Source organism: Luteibacter sp. KNZ12-1A (assembly GCF_056755675.1).
Genome location: NZ_JBPGXU010000096.1, coordinates 1 through 15,239, shown reverse-complemented (window position 1 = coordinate 15,239; position 15,239 = coordinate 1). Strand labels below are relative to the sequence as shown.

16 protein-coding genes are annotated in these 15,239 nt (G+C 67.0%); 9 read left to right on the top strand and 7 right to left on the bottom strand.

All coding sequences use genetic code 11. The annotated features are described in order from the left end of the window. The coding region (locus ACR9ZJ_RS15740; RefSeq protein ID WP_481288263.1) for a tetratricopeptide repeat protein at window positions 1–1,017 on the top strand (1,017 nt) is incomplete at its 5' end. Between the two features lie 107 nt (window positions 1,018–1,124). Beyond that, window positions 1,125–3,758, top strand: a complete 2,634-nt coding sequence (locus tag ACR9ZJ_RS15735) for a M1 family metallopeptidase (RefSeq protein ID WP_481288262.1) — start codon at window positions 1,125–1,127, stop codon at window positions 3,756–3,758. A 218-nt stretch (window positions 3,759–3,976) separates the two neighbouring features. Here ACR9ZJ_RS15735 and ACR9ZJ_RS15730 read toward each other — a convergent pair whose 3' ends face one another. Further along, window positions 3,977–5,281 (bottom strand): NupC/NupG family nucleoside CNT transporter, encoded by a 1,305-nt coding sequence (locus tag ACR9ZJ_RS15730; RefSeq protein ID WP_481282573.1) that lies wholly within the window; start codon window positions 5,279–5,281, stop codon window positions 3,977–3,979. Between the two features lie 153 nt (window positions 5,282–5,434). Here ACR9ZJ_RS15730 and ACR9ZJ_RS15725 point away from each other — a divergent pair, with 153 nt between their 5' ends. Then, entirely contained in the window at window positions 5,435–6,064 is a 630-nt protein-coding gene (locus ACR9ZJ_RS15725; RefSeq protein WP_481282574.1) for a homoserine/threonine efflux transporter, read from the top strand. Here the strand turns inward: ACR9ZJ_RS15725 and ACR9ZJ_RS15720 are convergent. From ACR9ZJ_RS15720 to ACR9ZJ_RS15700, 5 genes are all read right to left on the bottom strand, one after another. Next, the gene (locus ACR9ZJ_RS15720; RefSeq protein WP_481282575.1) at window positions 6,061–6,501 is read right to left on the bottom strand and encodes a MarR family winged helix-turn-helix transcriptional regulator; all 441 of its coding nucleotides are present in this window, start codon (window positions 6,499–6,501) and stop codon (window positions 6,061–6,063) included. The two genes, ACR9ZJ_RS15725 and ACR9ZJ_RS15720, sit on opposite strands and share 4 nt — an antisense overlap. A 1-nt stretch (window position 6,502) precedes the next feature. After that, window positions 6,503–7,270: a helix-turn-helix domain-containing protein gene (locus ACR9ZJ_RS15715; RefSeq protein ID WP_481282576.1), complete on the bottom strand. Its 768-nt coding sequence runs from the start codon at window positions 7,268–7,270 to the stop codon at window positions 6,503–6,505. 109 nt (window positions 7,271–7,379) lie between these two features. After that, entirely contained in the window at window positions 7,380–7,562 is a 183-nt protein-coding gene (locus ACR9ZJ_RS15710) for a hypothetical protein (protein ID WP_481282577.1), read from the bottom strand. Between the two features lie 17 nt (window positions 7,563–7,579). Then, window positions 7,580–8,494, bottom strand: coding sequence for a hypothetical protein (locus tag ACR9ZJ_RS15705; protein WP_481288261.1), 915 nt, complete (start codon window positions 8,492–8,494; stop codon window positions 7,580–7,582). 166 nt (window positions 8,495–8,660) lie between these two features. Then, the gene (locus ACR9ZJ_RS15700) at window positions 8,661–8,933 is read right to left on the bottom strand and encodes a hypothetical protein (RefSeq protein ID WP_371024511.1); all 273 of its coding nucleotides are present in this window, start codon (window positions 8,931–8,933) and stop codon (window positions 8,661–8,663) included. Between the two features lie 104 nt (window positions 8,934–9,037). On the opposite strand from ACR9ZJ_RS15700, the gene wrbA reads away from it, so the two are divergent. Beyond that, window positions 9,038–9,637, top strand: a complete 600-nt coding sequence (wrbA, locus tag ACR9ZJ_RS15695; protein ID WP_481282579.1) for an NAD(P)H:quinone oxidoreductase — start codon at window positions 9,038–9,040, stop codon at window positions 9,635–9,637. A gap of 3 nt (window positions 9,638–9,640) precedes the next feature. Here the strand turns inward: wrbA and ACR9ZJ_RS15690 are convergent, their stop codons facing one another. Then, the gene (locus tag ACR9ZJ_RS15690) at window positions 9,641–10,213 is read right to left on the bottom strand and encodes a helix-turn-helix transcriptional regulator (RefSeq protein WP_481282580.1); all 573 of its coding nucleotides are present in this window, start codon (window positions 10,211–10,213) and stop codon (window positions 9,641–9,643) included. 270 nt (window positions 10,214–10,483) lie between these two features. On the opposite strand from ACR9ZJ_RS15690, the gene ACR9ZJ_RS15685 reads away from it, so the two are divergent. The 5 genes from ACR9ZJ_RS15685 (at window position 10,484) to ACR9ZJ_RS15665 (ending at window position 14,908) form a co-directional block, all read left to right on the top strand. Then, window positions 10,484–12,409, top strand: a complete 1,926-nt coding sequence (locus ACR9ZJ_RS15685) for a PAS domain-containing sensor histidine kinase (protein WP_481282581.1) — start codon at window positions 10,484–10,486, stop codon at window positions 12,407–12,409. Further along, window positions 12,406–13,044, top strand: a complete 639-nt coding sequence (locus ACR9ZJ_RS15680) for a response regulator transcription factor (RefSeq protein WP_481282582.1) — start codon at window positions 12,406–12,408, stop codon at window positions 13,042–13,044. Before ACR9ZJ_RS15685 ends, ACR9ZJ_RS15680 begins: the two co-directional genes overlap by 4 nt. Window positions 13,045–13,171: 127 nt before the next feature. Continuing rightward, the gene (locus tag ACR9ZJ_RS15675; protein ID WP_481288260.1) at window positions 13,172–13,516 is read left to right on the top strand and encodes a response regulator transcription factor; all 345 of its coding nucleotides are present in this window, start codon (window positions 13,172–13,174) and stop codon (window positions 13,514–13,516) included. A 42-nt stretch (window positions 13,517–13,558) separates the two neighbouring features. Further along, entirely contained in the window at window positions 13,559–14,332 is a 774-nt protein-coding gene (locus ACR9ZJ_RS15670) for a YdcF family protein (protein WP_481288259.1), read from the top strand. A gap of 60 nt (window positions 14,333–14,392) precedes the next feature. Next, complete coding sequence (locus ACR9ZJ_RS15665) at window positions 14,393–14,908, top strand: hypothetical protein (RefSeq protein ID WP_481288258.1); 516 nt, start codon at window positions 14,393–14,395, stop codon at window positions 14,906–14,908. The last annotated feature ends 331 nt before the right edge of the window (window positions 14,909–15,239 follow it).

The window sequence follows — 15,239 nt, the reverse complement described above, 5'->3', positions numbered from 1 at the left end:
TACGCGGAAGGGCGCGGGGTGCCGCGCTACCCGTGCGAAGCGGCGGGTTGGTCCCGCCGCGCGGCGGAAGCCGGCTCGGCCGATGCGCAGGCTGCCTTGGGCACGCTTTACGCGCGCGGCCATGGCGTCGCCCTGGATCGAAGGGAGGCGCTGCGCTGGTGGGGCCGCGCGGCGGAGCAGGGCCATGTGCAAGCGTGCGTGAACCTGGGCGTCTCGCATTATTTCGGTCGCGGCGGCCCGCGGGACGCCGAACTCGCCTTCGCCTTCTACAGCCGGGCGGTGGAACGTGGCGCGCCGGGCGCGCGTGGCTATAGCGATGCGCTGTGCAGCCTCGCGCACATGTATTGCGACGGTATCGGCGTGGCCCGCGATCCGGCCATGGGCGCGCACTACTACCGGCGCGCGGCGGAACTGGGTAGCGGTATCGCCCAGTTCACCCTGGGCAAGCTGTACCTCGACGCCAGCGCGCAACCGGAAGACCGCGAGCAGGCCCGGCATTGGCTCGGCCGCGCCGCCGAGCAGGGCGACGCGGAAGCGCGCCGGCACCTCGCCATGCTGGACATCGAACTCATCCCGGCCGAAGGGACCCCCGCAAGCGGAGCGCCCGCGCCGGAACGGCTGGCCCAGCTCGGTCCCCAGGACGCGGCGGGACAATTCTTGCTCGGCCAACGCCTGGCGTCCGGTGACGGCGTGGCGCGCAACGACCGTGAAGCCGTCCGCTGGCTGGCGCTGGCGGCGGAACGCGGCCATGTGGCCGCCCAGTACGCCCTGTCGCGCATGATCGACGCCGGTCGCGGCGTACCCCGCAACATCGAGGAAGTGCTCCGCCTGCTGCGTTGCGCGGCCGGCGCGGGCCATGCCGATGCCCAGTTCGAACTAGGCGTGCTGCACGGCCGTGGCGACGGGGTGCCGCGCAACCAGGCGATCGCCCGGGCCTGGTTCCGCAAGGCGGCCGCGCGCGGACACCTGAAGGCGTTGCGCAAGCTGGAGCGGCGATCCTGGTGGCGGGTCTGGTAGGTTTCCCCCGCGTCGCAACATCCTGCGGCCGTGACTTCCGGCGCTTCCTTTCCCGCCGGACTCGGATGACCATCGGGCGAATCGATCGAACCCAAGGGCCCATCCGAATGCGTACACCTCTCGTCAGCGCGATCGCTTTCGCGCTCGCCGGTCTATCCGCCGTGGCCGTCGCCGCGCCGGCCGACGACGCCAGCCAGCTTGCCACCACCCAGCTGCCCCGCAGCGTGCGGCCGACGCATTACGACGTGTCCGTCGTACCGCATGCGGACAAGCTCGCCTTCGACGGCAAGGTCGCCATCGGCATCGACGTGCTGGAACCCACCGCTTCCATCACGCTCAATGCGATGGACATGACCTTCGCCAACGTGACCCTCGTCCCGGCGAAGGGCAAGGCGAAGTTCACGGCGCCCAAGGTCGCGATCGACGCGGACGCGCAGACGGTGACCTTCACCTTCGATCATGCCGTTCCCGCCGGCAGCTATACGCTGTCGATGGATTACACCGGCAAGATCGGCACGCAGGCCAACGGCCTGTTCGCGATCGACTACGACACCAAGTCCGACGGCAAGAAGCGCGCGCTGTACACGCAGTTCGAGAATTCCGATGCCCGCCGCTTCGTGCCCTCGTGGGACGAGCCGGCCTACAAGGCGACCTTCACGCTCTCGGCGACGGTGCCGAGCAACCAGATGGCGGTGAGCAACATGCCCGCCGCGTCGAAGAAGGATCTCGGTAACGGCCTGACCAAGGTCTCGTTCCAGCCGTCGCCGAAGATGTCCACCTACCTGTTGTTCTTCGGCCTGGGCGAATTCGATCGCGCCACCACGAAGAGCGACGGCGTCGAGATCGGCGTCATCACGCAGAAGGGCCTCACCTCGCAGGCGCAGTTCACGCTCGACACGGGCAAGGCCGTGCTGCAGGAATACAACGCGTACTTCGGCGTGCCGTATCCGCTGCCCAAGCTCGACAACATCGCCTCGCCGGGTTCGAGCCAGTTCTTCTCCGCGATGGAGAACTGGGGTGCCATCTACACCTTCGAGTACGCGCTGCTGCTCGACCCGTCCATCTCCACCCAGTCCGACAAGCAGGAAGTGTTCAACACGGCCGCGCACGAAATGGCGCACCAGTGGTTCGGCGACCTGGTGACGATGCGCTGGTGGGACGACCTCTGGCTCAACGAAGGCTTCGCCTCGTGGCTGGCCTCGCGCACCACCGAGCGCCTGCATCCGGAATGGCATACCAACCTCGAAGCGGTGTTCATCCGCGAAGCCGCGATGTCGCGCGACGCCGTCGCCACCACCCACCCGGTGGTGCAGCACGTGGCGACCGTGGAGCAGGCCAGCCAGGCCTTCGATTCGATCACCTATTCCAAGGGCGAGTCGGTCATCCGCATGCTCGAAGCCTATGTGGGCGCGGATACGTGGCAGAAGGGCGTGCAGGCGTACATCAAGGCGCATGCGTATTCGAACACGGTGTCCGACGACCTCTGGAAGGAAATCGACGCGGCGGCGGGCAAGCCGGTCAGCACCATCGCCCACGACTTCACGTTGCAGCCGGGCATCCCGCTGGTGCGCGTGGAATCGGTATCGTGCGCGAACGGTTCCACCACGCTGAAACTGACGCAGGGTGAGTTCACCCGCGACCGTCCGGAGAAGAAGGCGCTTGCGTGGCATGTGCCGGTGATCGCCAAGACGGTCGGTGGCACCGCTTCGTCCACGCTGCTTTCCGACGGCAGCGGCACGCTCACCGTCGCCGGTTGCACGCCGGTGCTGGTCAACGCGGGCCAGACCGGCTACTACCGCACCCTCTACGCGCCGGCGCAGATCAAGGCGTTGCAGGGCGCGTTCGCCAAGCTCGATCCGATCGACCAGCTCGGCCTCACCGCCGACGTCTGGGCGCTCGGCATGGGTGGCCTGCAGCCCGCGTCCGACGTGCTCGACCTGATCAAGGTCGCGCCACTGGATGCCACGCCGCTGCTGTGGGACGGCATCGCCAGCGACTTCTCCACGCTCGACGATTACTACCAGGGCGACACGAAGCGCCAGGCCGCGCTGCGCAAGTACGCGATCTCCCGCCTCTCGCCGAAGTTCGAGCAGGTGGGCTGGGAAGCGAAGCCGGGCGAGGAAGCGCCGGTGGCGGTCCTGCGTGCGCACCTCATCGGCACGCTGGCCCACCTGGGCGACGCGAAGGTCATCGCCGAGGCACGCCGTCGCTACGAGACGAACACGATGCCGGCCGAGCTGCGCAAGTCGATCCTCGCCGTGGTCGCTTCGCATGCGGACGCCGCCACCTGGGACAAGCTGCATGCGGAGGCCAAGGCGGAGAAGACCCCGTTGGTGAAGGATCGCCTGTACGCCCTGCTGGGAACGACGGAAGACGAGGCGCTGGCGAAGCGTGCACTCGAACTCGCGCTCACCGACGAGCCCGGTGCGACCAACAGCGCCGGCATGATCTCCGCCGTCTCTCGCGCGCATCCGGAGCTGGCCTTCGATTTCGCCGTGGCGCACAAGGACACCGTCGATCATTTCGTCGACTCGACGTCGTCCGCTCGTTACTACCCGATGCTTGCCGGTGGCTCGCTCGACCTGGCCACGATCGATAAGATCAAGGCCTTCGCCGACAAGTACATCGCCGCGACCTCGCGCCGCGACGCGGAAACCAGCATCGCGAACATCCGCTACCGCGCCATGGTCCGCAAGGAACGCCTGCCGGCGATCGATGCGTGGCTGAAGAAGAACGGCTGATCGGCACCGTTTGAGTGATGGGCCCGCCGGTCGCGAGACCGGCGGGCTTTTTTTTGTTGGGAGCCGACCCTGTCGGCGATGGGTGCTTGCCTCGACCTGGCCCGCTGCCGCGGGATCGCCGACAAGGTCGGCTCCCACAGGGTCTCCCATAGGGTCTGGTCCTGCCTGGTCTGGTTCCCCCTACCAAGGGGTCATCTCCACCAGGGTTCCCGGCTGGCTCAGAAGCGTTCGAGCACGCCCGCGATGGTCGCTGTCATGAAGGTGGCGATGGAGCCGCCCAGCACGGCGCGCAGGCCGAGGCGGGCGAGGTCGCCTCGACGGTTGGGCGCAAGGCCGCCGATGCCGCCGATCTGGATAGCGATCGAGGAGAAATTGGCGAAGCCGCACAACGCATAGGTCGCGATCAGGCGGCTTTCCGGCATCAGGTCGGGCAGGTGCCGGGCGAGGTCCGCGTACGCCACGAACTCGTTGATCACCACTTTCTGGCCGATGAAGCTGCCGACGAGGGTCGCGTCCTTCCAGGGCACGCCGATCAGCCACGCCACCGGGGAAAGGACCCAGCCAAAGATGGTCTCAAGGCTCAGTACCACCGGGTGGCCGGTGCTGGCGGAGAGCCATGCGTTGAGGCTGTGTTCGCCGCCGACGGTGCCGACCCACTGGACCGGACCGTTGATCAGGGCGATCAGCGCGATGAAGGCGAGCAGCATGGCGCCGACGTTCATGGCCAGCTTCAGGCCGTCGCCTGCACCCGTGGCCGCGGCATCGATGACGTTGGCCGTGGTCTTCTCGACGTCGATCTTCACCGTGCCGCGGGTGAGCGGTTCCTGCGTCTCGGGGACCAGGATCTTCGCCAGCACCATGGTGGCCGGGGCGGCCATGACGCTCGCGGTGAGCAGGTGCTTCGCGTAGAACATGCGCTGCGCCGGATCGTCGCCGCCGAGCATGGCCACGTAGGCCGCCATCACGGAGCCGGCGATATGCGCCATGCCGCCGATCATCACGGTCATCAGTTCGGCCTGGGTCATCCGCTCGATGTACGGCTTGATGGTGAGCGGCGCCTCGGTCTGGCCGATGAAGACGCTGGCGCAGACACTGGTGGTTTCCGCGCCGGACACGCGCATCACCTTGGTGATCACCCAGGCCATGCCCTTCACGATCTGCTGCATCACGCCGAGGTGGTAGAGCACGCCGGTGAGCGCCGCGAAGAAGACGATGGTCGGTAGCACCTTCACCGCGAAGATCACGCCGAACTTGCTGCTGTCGAGCAGGCTGCCGAAGATGAAGCGCGAGCCCACGTCGACGTAGTCGAGCAGGCGCACGAATCCGGTGGCGATGGCGTCGAAGACGTCGCGGCCGAGCGGCACCTTGAGCACGATGGCCGCGAAGGCGATCTGCAAGGCGACGCCGGTGGCGACCAGCTTCCAGTCGACCACGCGCTTGTTGTTGGAGAAACAGAACGCGATGCCGACGAGCACCGCCAAACCGAACAGGCCAAAAAGGACGTGGCCTAGCAGACCCAGCATCGTGACTTACCCCTTGGAAGGCCGGGGGCAGCCCCGTGACCACTTTAAAAAACGCGAGGTTACGGGAGGTGGCCTTGTGGGGCAAGGCGCGCTGCGGAATCGGGACGGGCCGACGTCTTTCGCGCACCCCCTGTCCGGGCTTACCCTCGACGCATGAATCTCTTCCTTACCATCGCCCTGGTCCAGATCGTGGCCCTGGTCACGCCCGGCCCGGACTTCTTCTTCGTGTCCCAACTCGCCGCCAGCCGTTCGCGGCGCGAAGCCTTCGCGGGTGTGGTCGGCATCGCGCTCGGCGTGGCGGTCTGGGCGGCGCTGGCCTTGCTCGGCTTGCAGATTCTCCTGCACCGGCTGGCCTGGCTGGAGCGGGGAATCGCCATCGCCGGCGGCGCCTACCTCTGCTGGATGGGGTTCCAGATGCTCAGGTCGGCGTGGAAGGCGAAACCGGACGCCGCCGTACCGGTGGTCGACGTGCGCGGCTCCAGCCCGTGGCGCGCGATGGTGCGCGGACTGGCCACCAACCTGGCCAATCCCAAGGCCGCGATCTACTTCGCCTCGATCTTCTCGGCCTTTGTCGGCGACGGCATGTCCGCCACGACGCGCTGGGGCCTCTGGGCCATGGTCACCTTGGAAACCTTTCTCTGGTTCGCCGTCGTGGCGGGCATCTTCGCCTTGCCCGCGATGCGTCGCGGCTATGTGCGCGCGAGCCGCTGGATCGACGGCGGCGCGGGGGCGATCTTCACCCTGTTCGGCCTGCACCTGATCTTCGGCCGCCGGGCGATCTAGCCCTTTTCGAGGTTGCGGGTCACCTGGGCCAGGCTTTCCGCCAGCAGGCCGGGTTGATCCACGCCCTCCAGCGCCGCGCGGGCGAGCTCGGCGATGAGCGCCCGCACGCGCTCGGCCATGCGCTTGCCGGCGGGAGTGAGGGCGATATCGGCCAGGCGCCGGTCCGCCTCGTTGCGCACGCGCAACACCAGGCCGCGCTCCACGCCGGCATCGACCGCGTGGGTCACCGTGCTGGCATTGACGCCGCAGGCGCTGGCCAGTTCGGTGGAGATCATGCTGCCGCGCGAGGCCAGCATCAGCAGGATGTCGCTCTGCAAGGCGGTGAGCCCGAATTCGCGTTGGGCGCGGCGGCGCACGGCATCGCGCAGGCGCGATCCCGCCAGCATCAGGTCACGGCCCAGGCCCAGGGGCGAGGGCGTCGTCTCGTCGCCGGTCATGTCAATCGGCCGCGCGACGCCATGCGCCGGGAGGCATGCCGATCGTGCGGGTGAAGACCCGCGTGAAATGGCTCTGTTCGGCGAAACCACAGCCCAGCGCGATGTCGGCCAGCGACATCTCCGTGGTGCGGAGCAATTCACACGCGCGTTCGATACGACGGTCGAGCAGCCAGCGGTGAGGCGGCTTGCCCAGGCTGCGGCGGAACGCGCGCGAGAAATGGTTGACGGACAGCCCGCAGGCCTCGGCCACGGCGGACACCGGGAAGGACTGGTCCAGCCGCTCGTCCATATAGGCGATGGCCCGGCGTTCCTGCCAGTTGGCAAGGCCCCCGCGAGGGGTGGCCTCCTCCCGCGAGGGGCGGAAGGTCAGGATGGCACGCAGGGCCAGGGCGACATGGGCGAGCAGGGGGGCATTGGGTGCCTCGGCGCGCAGGCTGTCGAACAGCACCTGGGCCAGGGTGCGCACGGCAGGCGGGTGCTGGGCGCATACATCGCCTTCCGCCTGCCGGCGAAACAGGATGGCACCCGCTCCCTCGGTGTCGGCCGCATAGGCGGCGCGATAGATCAGGAGCAGGTCGTCCTCGGCATCGTCCGCGTCGTCGAGCAGGATCTCGGTGAGTTGGGCGCGCCCGCGCAGGTCGGCGATGAGGTTGACCCCCCGCTGCCGGTCGCCACGATCCACGGCGGCGGATCGTTGGGCAAGGTCGACGATGACGGTGGGTAAACCCACGTGTCGGGTAGTGCAGGCTGCTGGTTCGGCGCGGTACATGAGCCGATCCTCTCGAGGTATCGGATGACGAGCCAAGGATTGCGCATGCAAGGAATGCAGCCTACACCCTTAAGAGGTAGGTCACGCAACTAGGCCTTTTGGCCGCGTGTCACAGGACCCAGCGCGCGATGGCCGCCACCACGGCGAGCACGAGCACCACGATCAGCACATGGCGCAGGTAGGCCCCGCCGGACGCGCCGCCGTCGTAGCTGGCATCGTCATAATCATGCGATGCGTCGCGCGGATGGCGAACGAAAGGCAGGCGCAGGCGGTTGCGGCGTTTGGCTGGCATGTCGTCATGCTACCGATTCAGGTACCTACCCGCGAGGTGTTCTTCAGTTCCTCGAGGATCTCCGGACCTCGCACATCGATATGGTCCAGGTTGTTCACGTAGAACCGCACGAAAGGCTTTTCCGCGTCCTTCGGCATCCATGGCTTCGCCCAGACGAAGACGACGCAATAGCCGTCCGATTCCGCGATGAGTTTGTCGAGCCTCGCCCGCAGCAGCTTGCGCACGGGATAGGCGTCGATGTCCTTCGCGGTGAGGGTGATCGTCGGCCGCAGTTCGCCGTCGTCGTGGCGGAAGGGGCGCGAGAAGCGCAGGTAATAGCCGCCTTCCCTGGTGGCGCGCAGCGACGCCGTGCCCCACCACACGGCGCGGGTACCGAGCTGGTCGGCCGCCTTCTGCCGGTAGATGTTGCGAAAGAGGGCTTCATAGGTGACGGTCTCGCCGCCGATGTCGACCGTGGCCTCGGCCAGGTCCTTGTCCCGGCGATGCTCGAGGAACTTCTGCACCAGCGAGGACAGTCGGTAATAGTGGCTGGGGCGTGGCTTCAGTCCGGTGCCGGCGCTGGTCGCCACGTGGCGCGCGGGTCCCGTAGCCGGGTCCGCTTTCGCCGCCGCCGTGGTGGCGCGGAAATGATCGGCCGGTCTTTCCGCTTCGAAGACATCCGGTCGTTTGCCGGCGGCCGGTTCACCACGGCCATGCGCCACCTCGCAGCTTTCCGCATGGTCTTCCAGGCGGCGCGATCGAAAATACGGGCGAATGCGCAGGTTCTGCTCGGGCTTGTCCAGGCAGGCGCAGATAAGCGGTGCGGAACAACCGGTGCCGACACAGGTGAACGTGGCATCGTGGCCGAGCAGGTCGGCCCAGTAGAGTTCGTAGGCGCGCTCGGCGGTGAGCCGTTCGTCGCGTTGGGGGGTGATCGCTTCTTCGATCGACACGGGTGCGGGTTCCGGGCTGCTGGCTGTCCGGACTTTACCGCGGCCGACGCCACTTCACTCTGGAAGCCGCTTTACTGTGGGAGCCGCTTCAGCGGCGATGGGTGCTTGCCGTGACCTGGCCCGCTGCCGCGGGATCGCCGACAGGGTCGGCTCCCACCAGGCAGGTTCAGAAGCTGCCGAAGCCCCGGGCGGGTTCGAGTCCGAGATCCGTCTTCACCCCGCGCAGGAATGCCAGGACATCCTCGTAGCGGCCCGCGGCCACGAGCGACTCGGCCGTCAGCAGCCCAAGTCCGGCGATGGGGTCGTCGCGGTACCAGGCGATGCGGGCGGATTCGTCCGGCTCGACGCGGGCGGCCTCGCGCAGCACTTGCCAGGCGTGCGACTTGCGCACGGCACCTGCGACGGTGGAATGGATATCGACGATCCGGGCGTGCGGCATACGGCTCAACCTCTATACGGCGGCGATGGTGCGCCGACACGTTGCATAGACGGCAACGTGCCTACCTTTCCTGTCCTGATCCTTTCCCGACGGAGATTCCGCTCATGGCCAAGGTCCTCGTTCTCTACTACTCGGCATACGGCCACATCGAGACGATGGCCAACGCCGTCGCCGAGGGCGCTCGTGAAGCAGGTGCCAGCGTCGACATCAAGCGCGTTCCCGAACTGGTCCCCGACGATGTCGCGAAAAAGTCCGGTTTCAAGCTCGACCAGGCCGCGCCGGTGGCGCGGGTGGAAGAACTGGAGAACTACGACGCGATCATCATCGGAACCGGTACCCGTTATGGCCGGATGACGTCGCAGATGGCCAACTTCCTCGACCAGACCGGCGCGCTGTGGATGCGGGGCGCGCTCAATGGCAAGGTCGGTGGTGCCTTCGCCTCGACGGCCACGCAACATGGCGGCCAGGAGACGACGCTGTTCTCGATCATCACGAACCTGTTTCATCTGGGCCTGATCCCGGTGGGCTTGCCCTACAGTTTCCAGGGCCAGTTGAGACTCGATGAAATCACCGGTGGCAGCCCCTACGGAGCTACGACCATCGCGGCCAGCGACGGTTCCCGCAAACCCAGCGAAAACGAACTCGCCGGCGCCCGTTTCCAGGGCAGGCACATCGCCGAAGTCGCCATGAAGCTCTTCGGCTGAGGCTCAGGCTTCCTGCCAGCGCGAGCGCCGCCAGTGGCTGGGGCTTTGCCCCACCAGGCGACGGAAAAGGTTGCACAGGTGCGCCTGGTCGGAAAGGCCGCAGGCCAGGGCGATCTGGCTGAGCGGTTCACGGGTCTGCAACATCAACGACTGCGCGCGTTCCACGCGGCGGCGCATGATGTAAGCGTGCGGCGGATCGCCGAAGGTGTCCTTGAATGCCCGGCAGAAATAGCTGCTGGACAGCCCCGCGATCGCCGCCAGGTGGTCGATGGTGATCGGGAAACCCAGGTTCTCGTCCACATGGGCCGCCACGCGGCGGGCCTGCCATGGCGCCAGGCCCGCGCCGGCACGACGGCCCGTCGTCGCAGGCTCCTTTGCCACGACCGGCGGCGCCTGCTCACGTTCCAGCAGCGCGGCCACCTGGGCGACACAGGCACGGGTGGTGGCGAGGTCGGTCTCGGCGGCGGTGAGGGCCTGCTCGAGCAGGCGGGTGACGTTGGAGGGCGCCATGCCATGCATGGCTTCGGAAGCCAGCGTGGCCCCCGTCCCGGCGTAAGCGTTGGTTTCGAATCGCATCTGCATCGGCTCCACGGCGGCGGCTCATGGGCGGGACTGCCCATGGAGGCAGCGTATGCGCGATGCGGGGTGGGCTGAATTCTACATACGGTCAGGGCGTTCCATACCAAAGGATAGGAGCGCCATGTCGCATTTCTTGTAAGAGCTGTGCCGTAACGGTCAAAAACCATCACCGGCGTGCAAGACTGATATGACATTTATCCATGACGATCCGGGCGGATTCCTACAAGACACCCCGTGTCCCATCTTCCGATGTCCCGATTCGCACCCATGCAAAGCCGTGCCTACGCTCCCGCCACGCGTCCGCGCCGGCTGGTGGCCGCATTGCTCATGGGTTTCGGCGCGCTCCTGGCGCTGGGCGTGTTCCTGGTCGACACGTTCACCCCCCTGCAAAGCGCGGTGGCGGTGGTGTACGTCGTCGTGGTGCTCCTGGTCGCCGCCAGCGGCAGTCGCCGGGCGATCGTCGGCGCCGCCGCGGGCTGCATGGTGCTCACCGCCGTAGCGTATTTCCGTGGCCATGGGTGGCTCGCTATGGATGCGGCCATGATGCGCTGTGCGGTGAGCCTCGGCGCTATCGCGATCACCGCGGTGCTGGCGCTGCGCAACCGGGAACGCCTGATCACCATCGCGGGCCAGGCGAGCCTGATCGAACTGACCCACGACTCCATCTTCGTCCGCGACATGGACGACGTCATCGTGTTGTGGAACGGCGGCGCCGAGCAACTCTACGGCTGGACGGCCCATGAGGCCCTGGGGCGCCGTGCGAACGACCTGCTCGGCACGGCTATCCCCGGCGACCGCAAGGCCGCCGATGCCGAATTGTCCGGCACCGGTCGCTGGGAAGGCGAGGTCATCCAGCGCCATCGCGACGGCCGCATCGTGATCGTCGAGGCGCGTTGCGCCCTGCTGCGCGACGAGCAGGGCAAGCCGAGGGTCATCCTGGAAGCCGGCACCGACGTGACCGAGCGGCGTGCCGCGGCCGCCGCCACGGCCGAGAGCGAGCGCCGCTACCGGAGCATGTTCGAAACGGCCCGCTTCTCGTTCTGGGAAGAAGACTATTCGCGAGTGATGGAACGGGTGGCCGCACTGCGCGAGGAAGGCGTGACCGATCTGGCCGCCTACCTCGATGCCCATCCCGAGTTCGTTTCGGAGGCCTGCGCGCTCACCTACGTGACGGATGTGAACGAAGCCACCGTCCGCATGCTCGGCGCGCAGCGGCGCGAGGACCTGATCGGCCCGCTCAGCCGTTTCCTGCCCGCGTCCGAACGCACCTTCGCCCAGGTGCTGCTGACCATCATCCAGGGTGGCGGCATCGCCGAGGGCGAAACGCACCTGGTAAACCTGCGCGGCGAACGGATCACCGTCCTGTTCGGCATGAACATGCCCCTGGGTCCCAGCCGATACGACCGCGTGCTGGTGAGCGTCGTGGACATCACCGACCGCAAGCGCGCCGAGCGCGCCCTGATCGCCGTGCAGGCCGAACTGGCGCAGGCCGCCCGGGTCACCGCCCTGGGCGAGATGAGCGCATCCATCGCGCACGAGGTGAACCAGCCCCTGGCCGCGATCGTCACCCATGGCGAGGCCGCCCTGCGCTGGCTCCGCCGGCCCGAGCCGGACCTGGGCGAAGCCTGCGACGCCATCGAGCGCGTGGTGCGCGACGCCCGTCGGGCCAGCGAGGTGGTGCATCGCGTGCGCAGCCTGGCCAGCAAGGAGCCCCGCCAACACGTGCTGTTCGACCTCGGCACCCTGATCGAGGAATGCGCGCAGTTGCTCGACGGCGAGATCGCCCTGCACCGCATCGTCCTGCGCGTGGATATCGCACGCGACGCGCCGATGCCACGCGGCGACCGCGTGCAGTTGCAGCAGGTGGTGGTGAACCTCATGGGCAACGCCATCCGCGCCATGTCGGCGGTGTGCGGGCGCCGGCAATTGCTGGTGCGCGCGCGGCCCGAGGGCGGCAATGGACTGCTGGTGGAAGTCGAGGACAGCGGCACGGGCATTCCGGAACACATCGCGCCGCACCTGTTCGATGCCTTCGTCACCACGCGGGGCGATGGCATGGGCATGGGCCTTGCCATTTGCCGCTCGACGATCGAATCTCACGGTGGCCGCCTGTGGGCGACCAACCGTCCGGAAGGGGGAGCGACCTTCCATTTCACGCTGCCGGTCACGGTGGCCGAGGAGCTCCGGGCATGACACGGGTACCCATCGCCAATGCCGCGCGGACGCCGATCGTATGCATCGTGGACGACGATGCCTCGGTGCGCGAGGCGCTCGCATCGCTGTTCCGCTCGGTGGGGCTGAGCGTGGCCAGCTTTGGCAGCGCCGCCGATTTCCTCGCCCGCGAGCATGCCGACGCCCCGGGCTGCCTCGTGCTCGACGTACGCCTGCCCGGGGTCAGCGGCCTCGACTTCCAGTCGCAGCTGGCGTCGATGGATAACCACCTGCCGATCATCTTCATGACCGGGCACGGTGACATCCCGATGTCCGTCCGCGCCATGAAGGCGGGGGCGCTGGATTTCCTGGCCAAGCCCTTCCGCGACCAGGACATGCTCGACGCCGTGGCCAATGCCATCGAGCGGGACGCGGCGGCACGGCGCGACGCCGACGCGCTGGCCACCCTGCGCCAGGCCTACGCCTCGCTGACGCCGCGCGAACGAGAGGTGATGGGCCACGTCACGGCGGGCCTGATGAACAAGCAGGTGGGTGGGCTGCTCGGCCTGTCCGAGATCACCGTGAAGATCCACCGTGGCAATGTCATGCGCAAAATGGGCGCGAAATCCCTGGCGGAACTGGTAAAACAGGCGGAGGCACTGGGTATTCGCTCCTGACCCGGTGGTCGCCGCACACTTCCGTATGATTCCCATTCCGGGGCGCGCGGCGCACTGTATGGTCGGCAGGCCCGGCAGGTGCCCGGGCGAGGACTCGAGGTTGGCCGCTAACAGGATTGTGGCGATCGTGGATGACGACGAGGCCGTGCGCGCGGCTACGGTGAGTCTGGTTCGGTCGCTGGGACACGAGGCACGGGGTTTCATCTCGGCCGAGGAGTTCCTCCGCCATGGCGGCGACGGCATCGACTGCCTCGTCACCGACGTGAACATGCCCGGCATGGATGGGCTCGAACTGCAACGGCGGCTCATCGAGCGCGGCCACACCTATCCCATCGTCTTCGTCACCGGGTTCCCCGACGAAGGCCTACGCGAGCGGGCCATGAAAGAGGGTGCCTTCTGCTATATCGGCAAGCCGTTCAGTGGCGACGAGCTGGTCACCTGCCTGGAACGGGCACTGGATCGCAGCCGGTAAGTACGGGCTTTTCGTCCCCGGGGTTTGCTACGCTCCGCGCCCATGACCCTCATCGTGTTCCTCATCCTCCTGGCCGTCGGCCTCGTCCTCCTGGTCAGGCGCCGTTCGCGCAGCGGCGTGGTATTCGCCGTCCTTTCATTGGCATGGCTGTTCCTTGCCGGTTGCGGTCCCCTGACAGGCATGTTGCTAGGCCGGCTGCAGGCGGGCTTCGCGCCCGACGTGGCGCAATGGGGCCAGCGTAACGCGATCATCTTGCTGGGCGCCGGTACGGTACGCAGCGGGGCCGGCGTCGTGGAGCCGAGCCTCTACGCCAATGGACGAATCCTGCGTGCGGCCGAGCTCTACCGTTCCTGCAAGGCCACCGGTGCGGACTGCAAGGTGGAAGTCAGTGGTGGTGACGCGATGAAGCTGCACCAGGCCGAAGCCGACGTCTACGCGATCACCCTCGACCGCCTCGGCATACCGCGCGCCGACCTGGTGCTCGAGGCGCGAAGCATGAATACGTTCCAGAACGCCCAGTTCAGCAAGCCATTGCTGATGGCCTACGGCGCGGACAAGGTGGTGCTGGTGTCCTCGGCGGTCCACCTGAAGCGGGCGGTGCTCTATTTCGCCCACTTCGGCATCCGCGGCGAAGCGGTAAGGGGCGACTACGTCACCGCCCGCTACGACTGGTTGCCCACCTCGGAAAACCTCTCCTTCGCGGACTTCGCCATTCACGAATACATCGGCATGGCTCGTTACCACTTCTATAACGCGATGGGCTGGAACGCGCCGAAGATTCCTGAAGAAAACGTGACCGCGCCGACGCATACGTAACAATTGGCGCTTTATGCTGGTCCACCGTCCGTCACGGACCCGACAACCCAGGAGTTGCCCGTGAAGTCACGTTATATCCTCGCCGCCCTGCTGGCCGCCGCCTCCGTCGCGCCGGTCGCCACCTTTGCGCAGGAGGCCGCCCCGGGCGCGAATCCCGTCAGCGCGATTCCCGCTTCGGACAAGCAGGCGATCCAGAACTACAACCTCAACGACGACGTGTTCAACCGTATCGTGAAGGTATCGCAGGATGCGAAGAAGCAAGGGATCAAGCCGAAGGATGCGAAAACCGATTTCTCGAAGATCCATTCACTCGACGATCTCGCCGCGCAGGTGACCGCCGCCGATCCCCGGATCGAACCGCTCATCAAGAAGTACGGTTTCACGCCGCGTGAGTTCCTGCTGGCGAACCTGGCTGTCACCAACGCGGCGATCGCCTCGGAAGCGAAGAACAATCCGCAGATGGCCGCGTACGTCGACCAGTCCAAGGTGAACAAGCAGAACGTCGCTTTCTATGAAGCGCACAAGGCGCAGATCAACGCGTTGATGGCGCAGGACGACGCTGGCGGCGATCAGTGACGAAACTCCCTCTCAGGCTCGGCTTCGCCATCGTGTTTTGCTTGCCTTGAGGCGGGGGAGGCGGGGGAGCCGTCGGCGTTGTGTGATGCGATAGGTCTTCGCGAGCATCCATCGCCGACAAGGTCGGCTCCCACCTTAAGTCGCCACCGGTCTGCGCGAAATCGCTAACGGTCGACATGTGGCGTTCGCGGGAAAAGCCGTGTGTCAAAGCCCCTCACCCCGCTCGTCAAGCAATCCAACCGCGTCGTTCGTAGGGGGAGGCGTCGGGTGCCGTTCTCAGAGCGATTCCGCAGGGAGGCTTAGGCCGGACGAGGACTTAGCGAACGAGAAC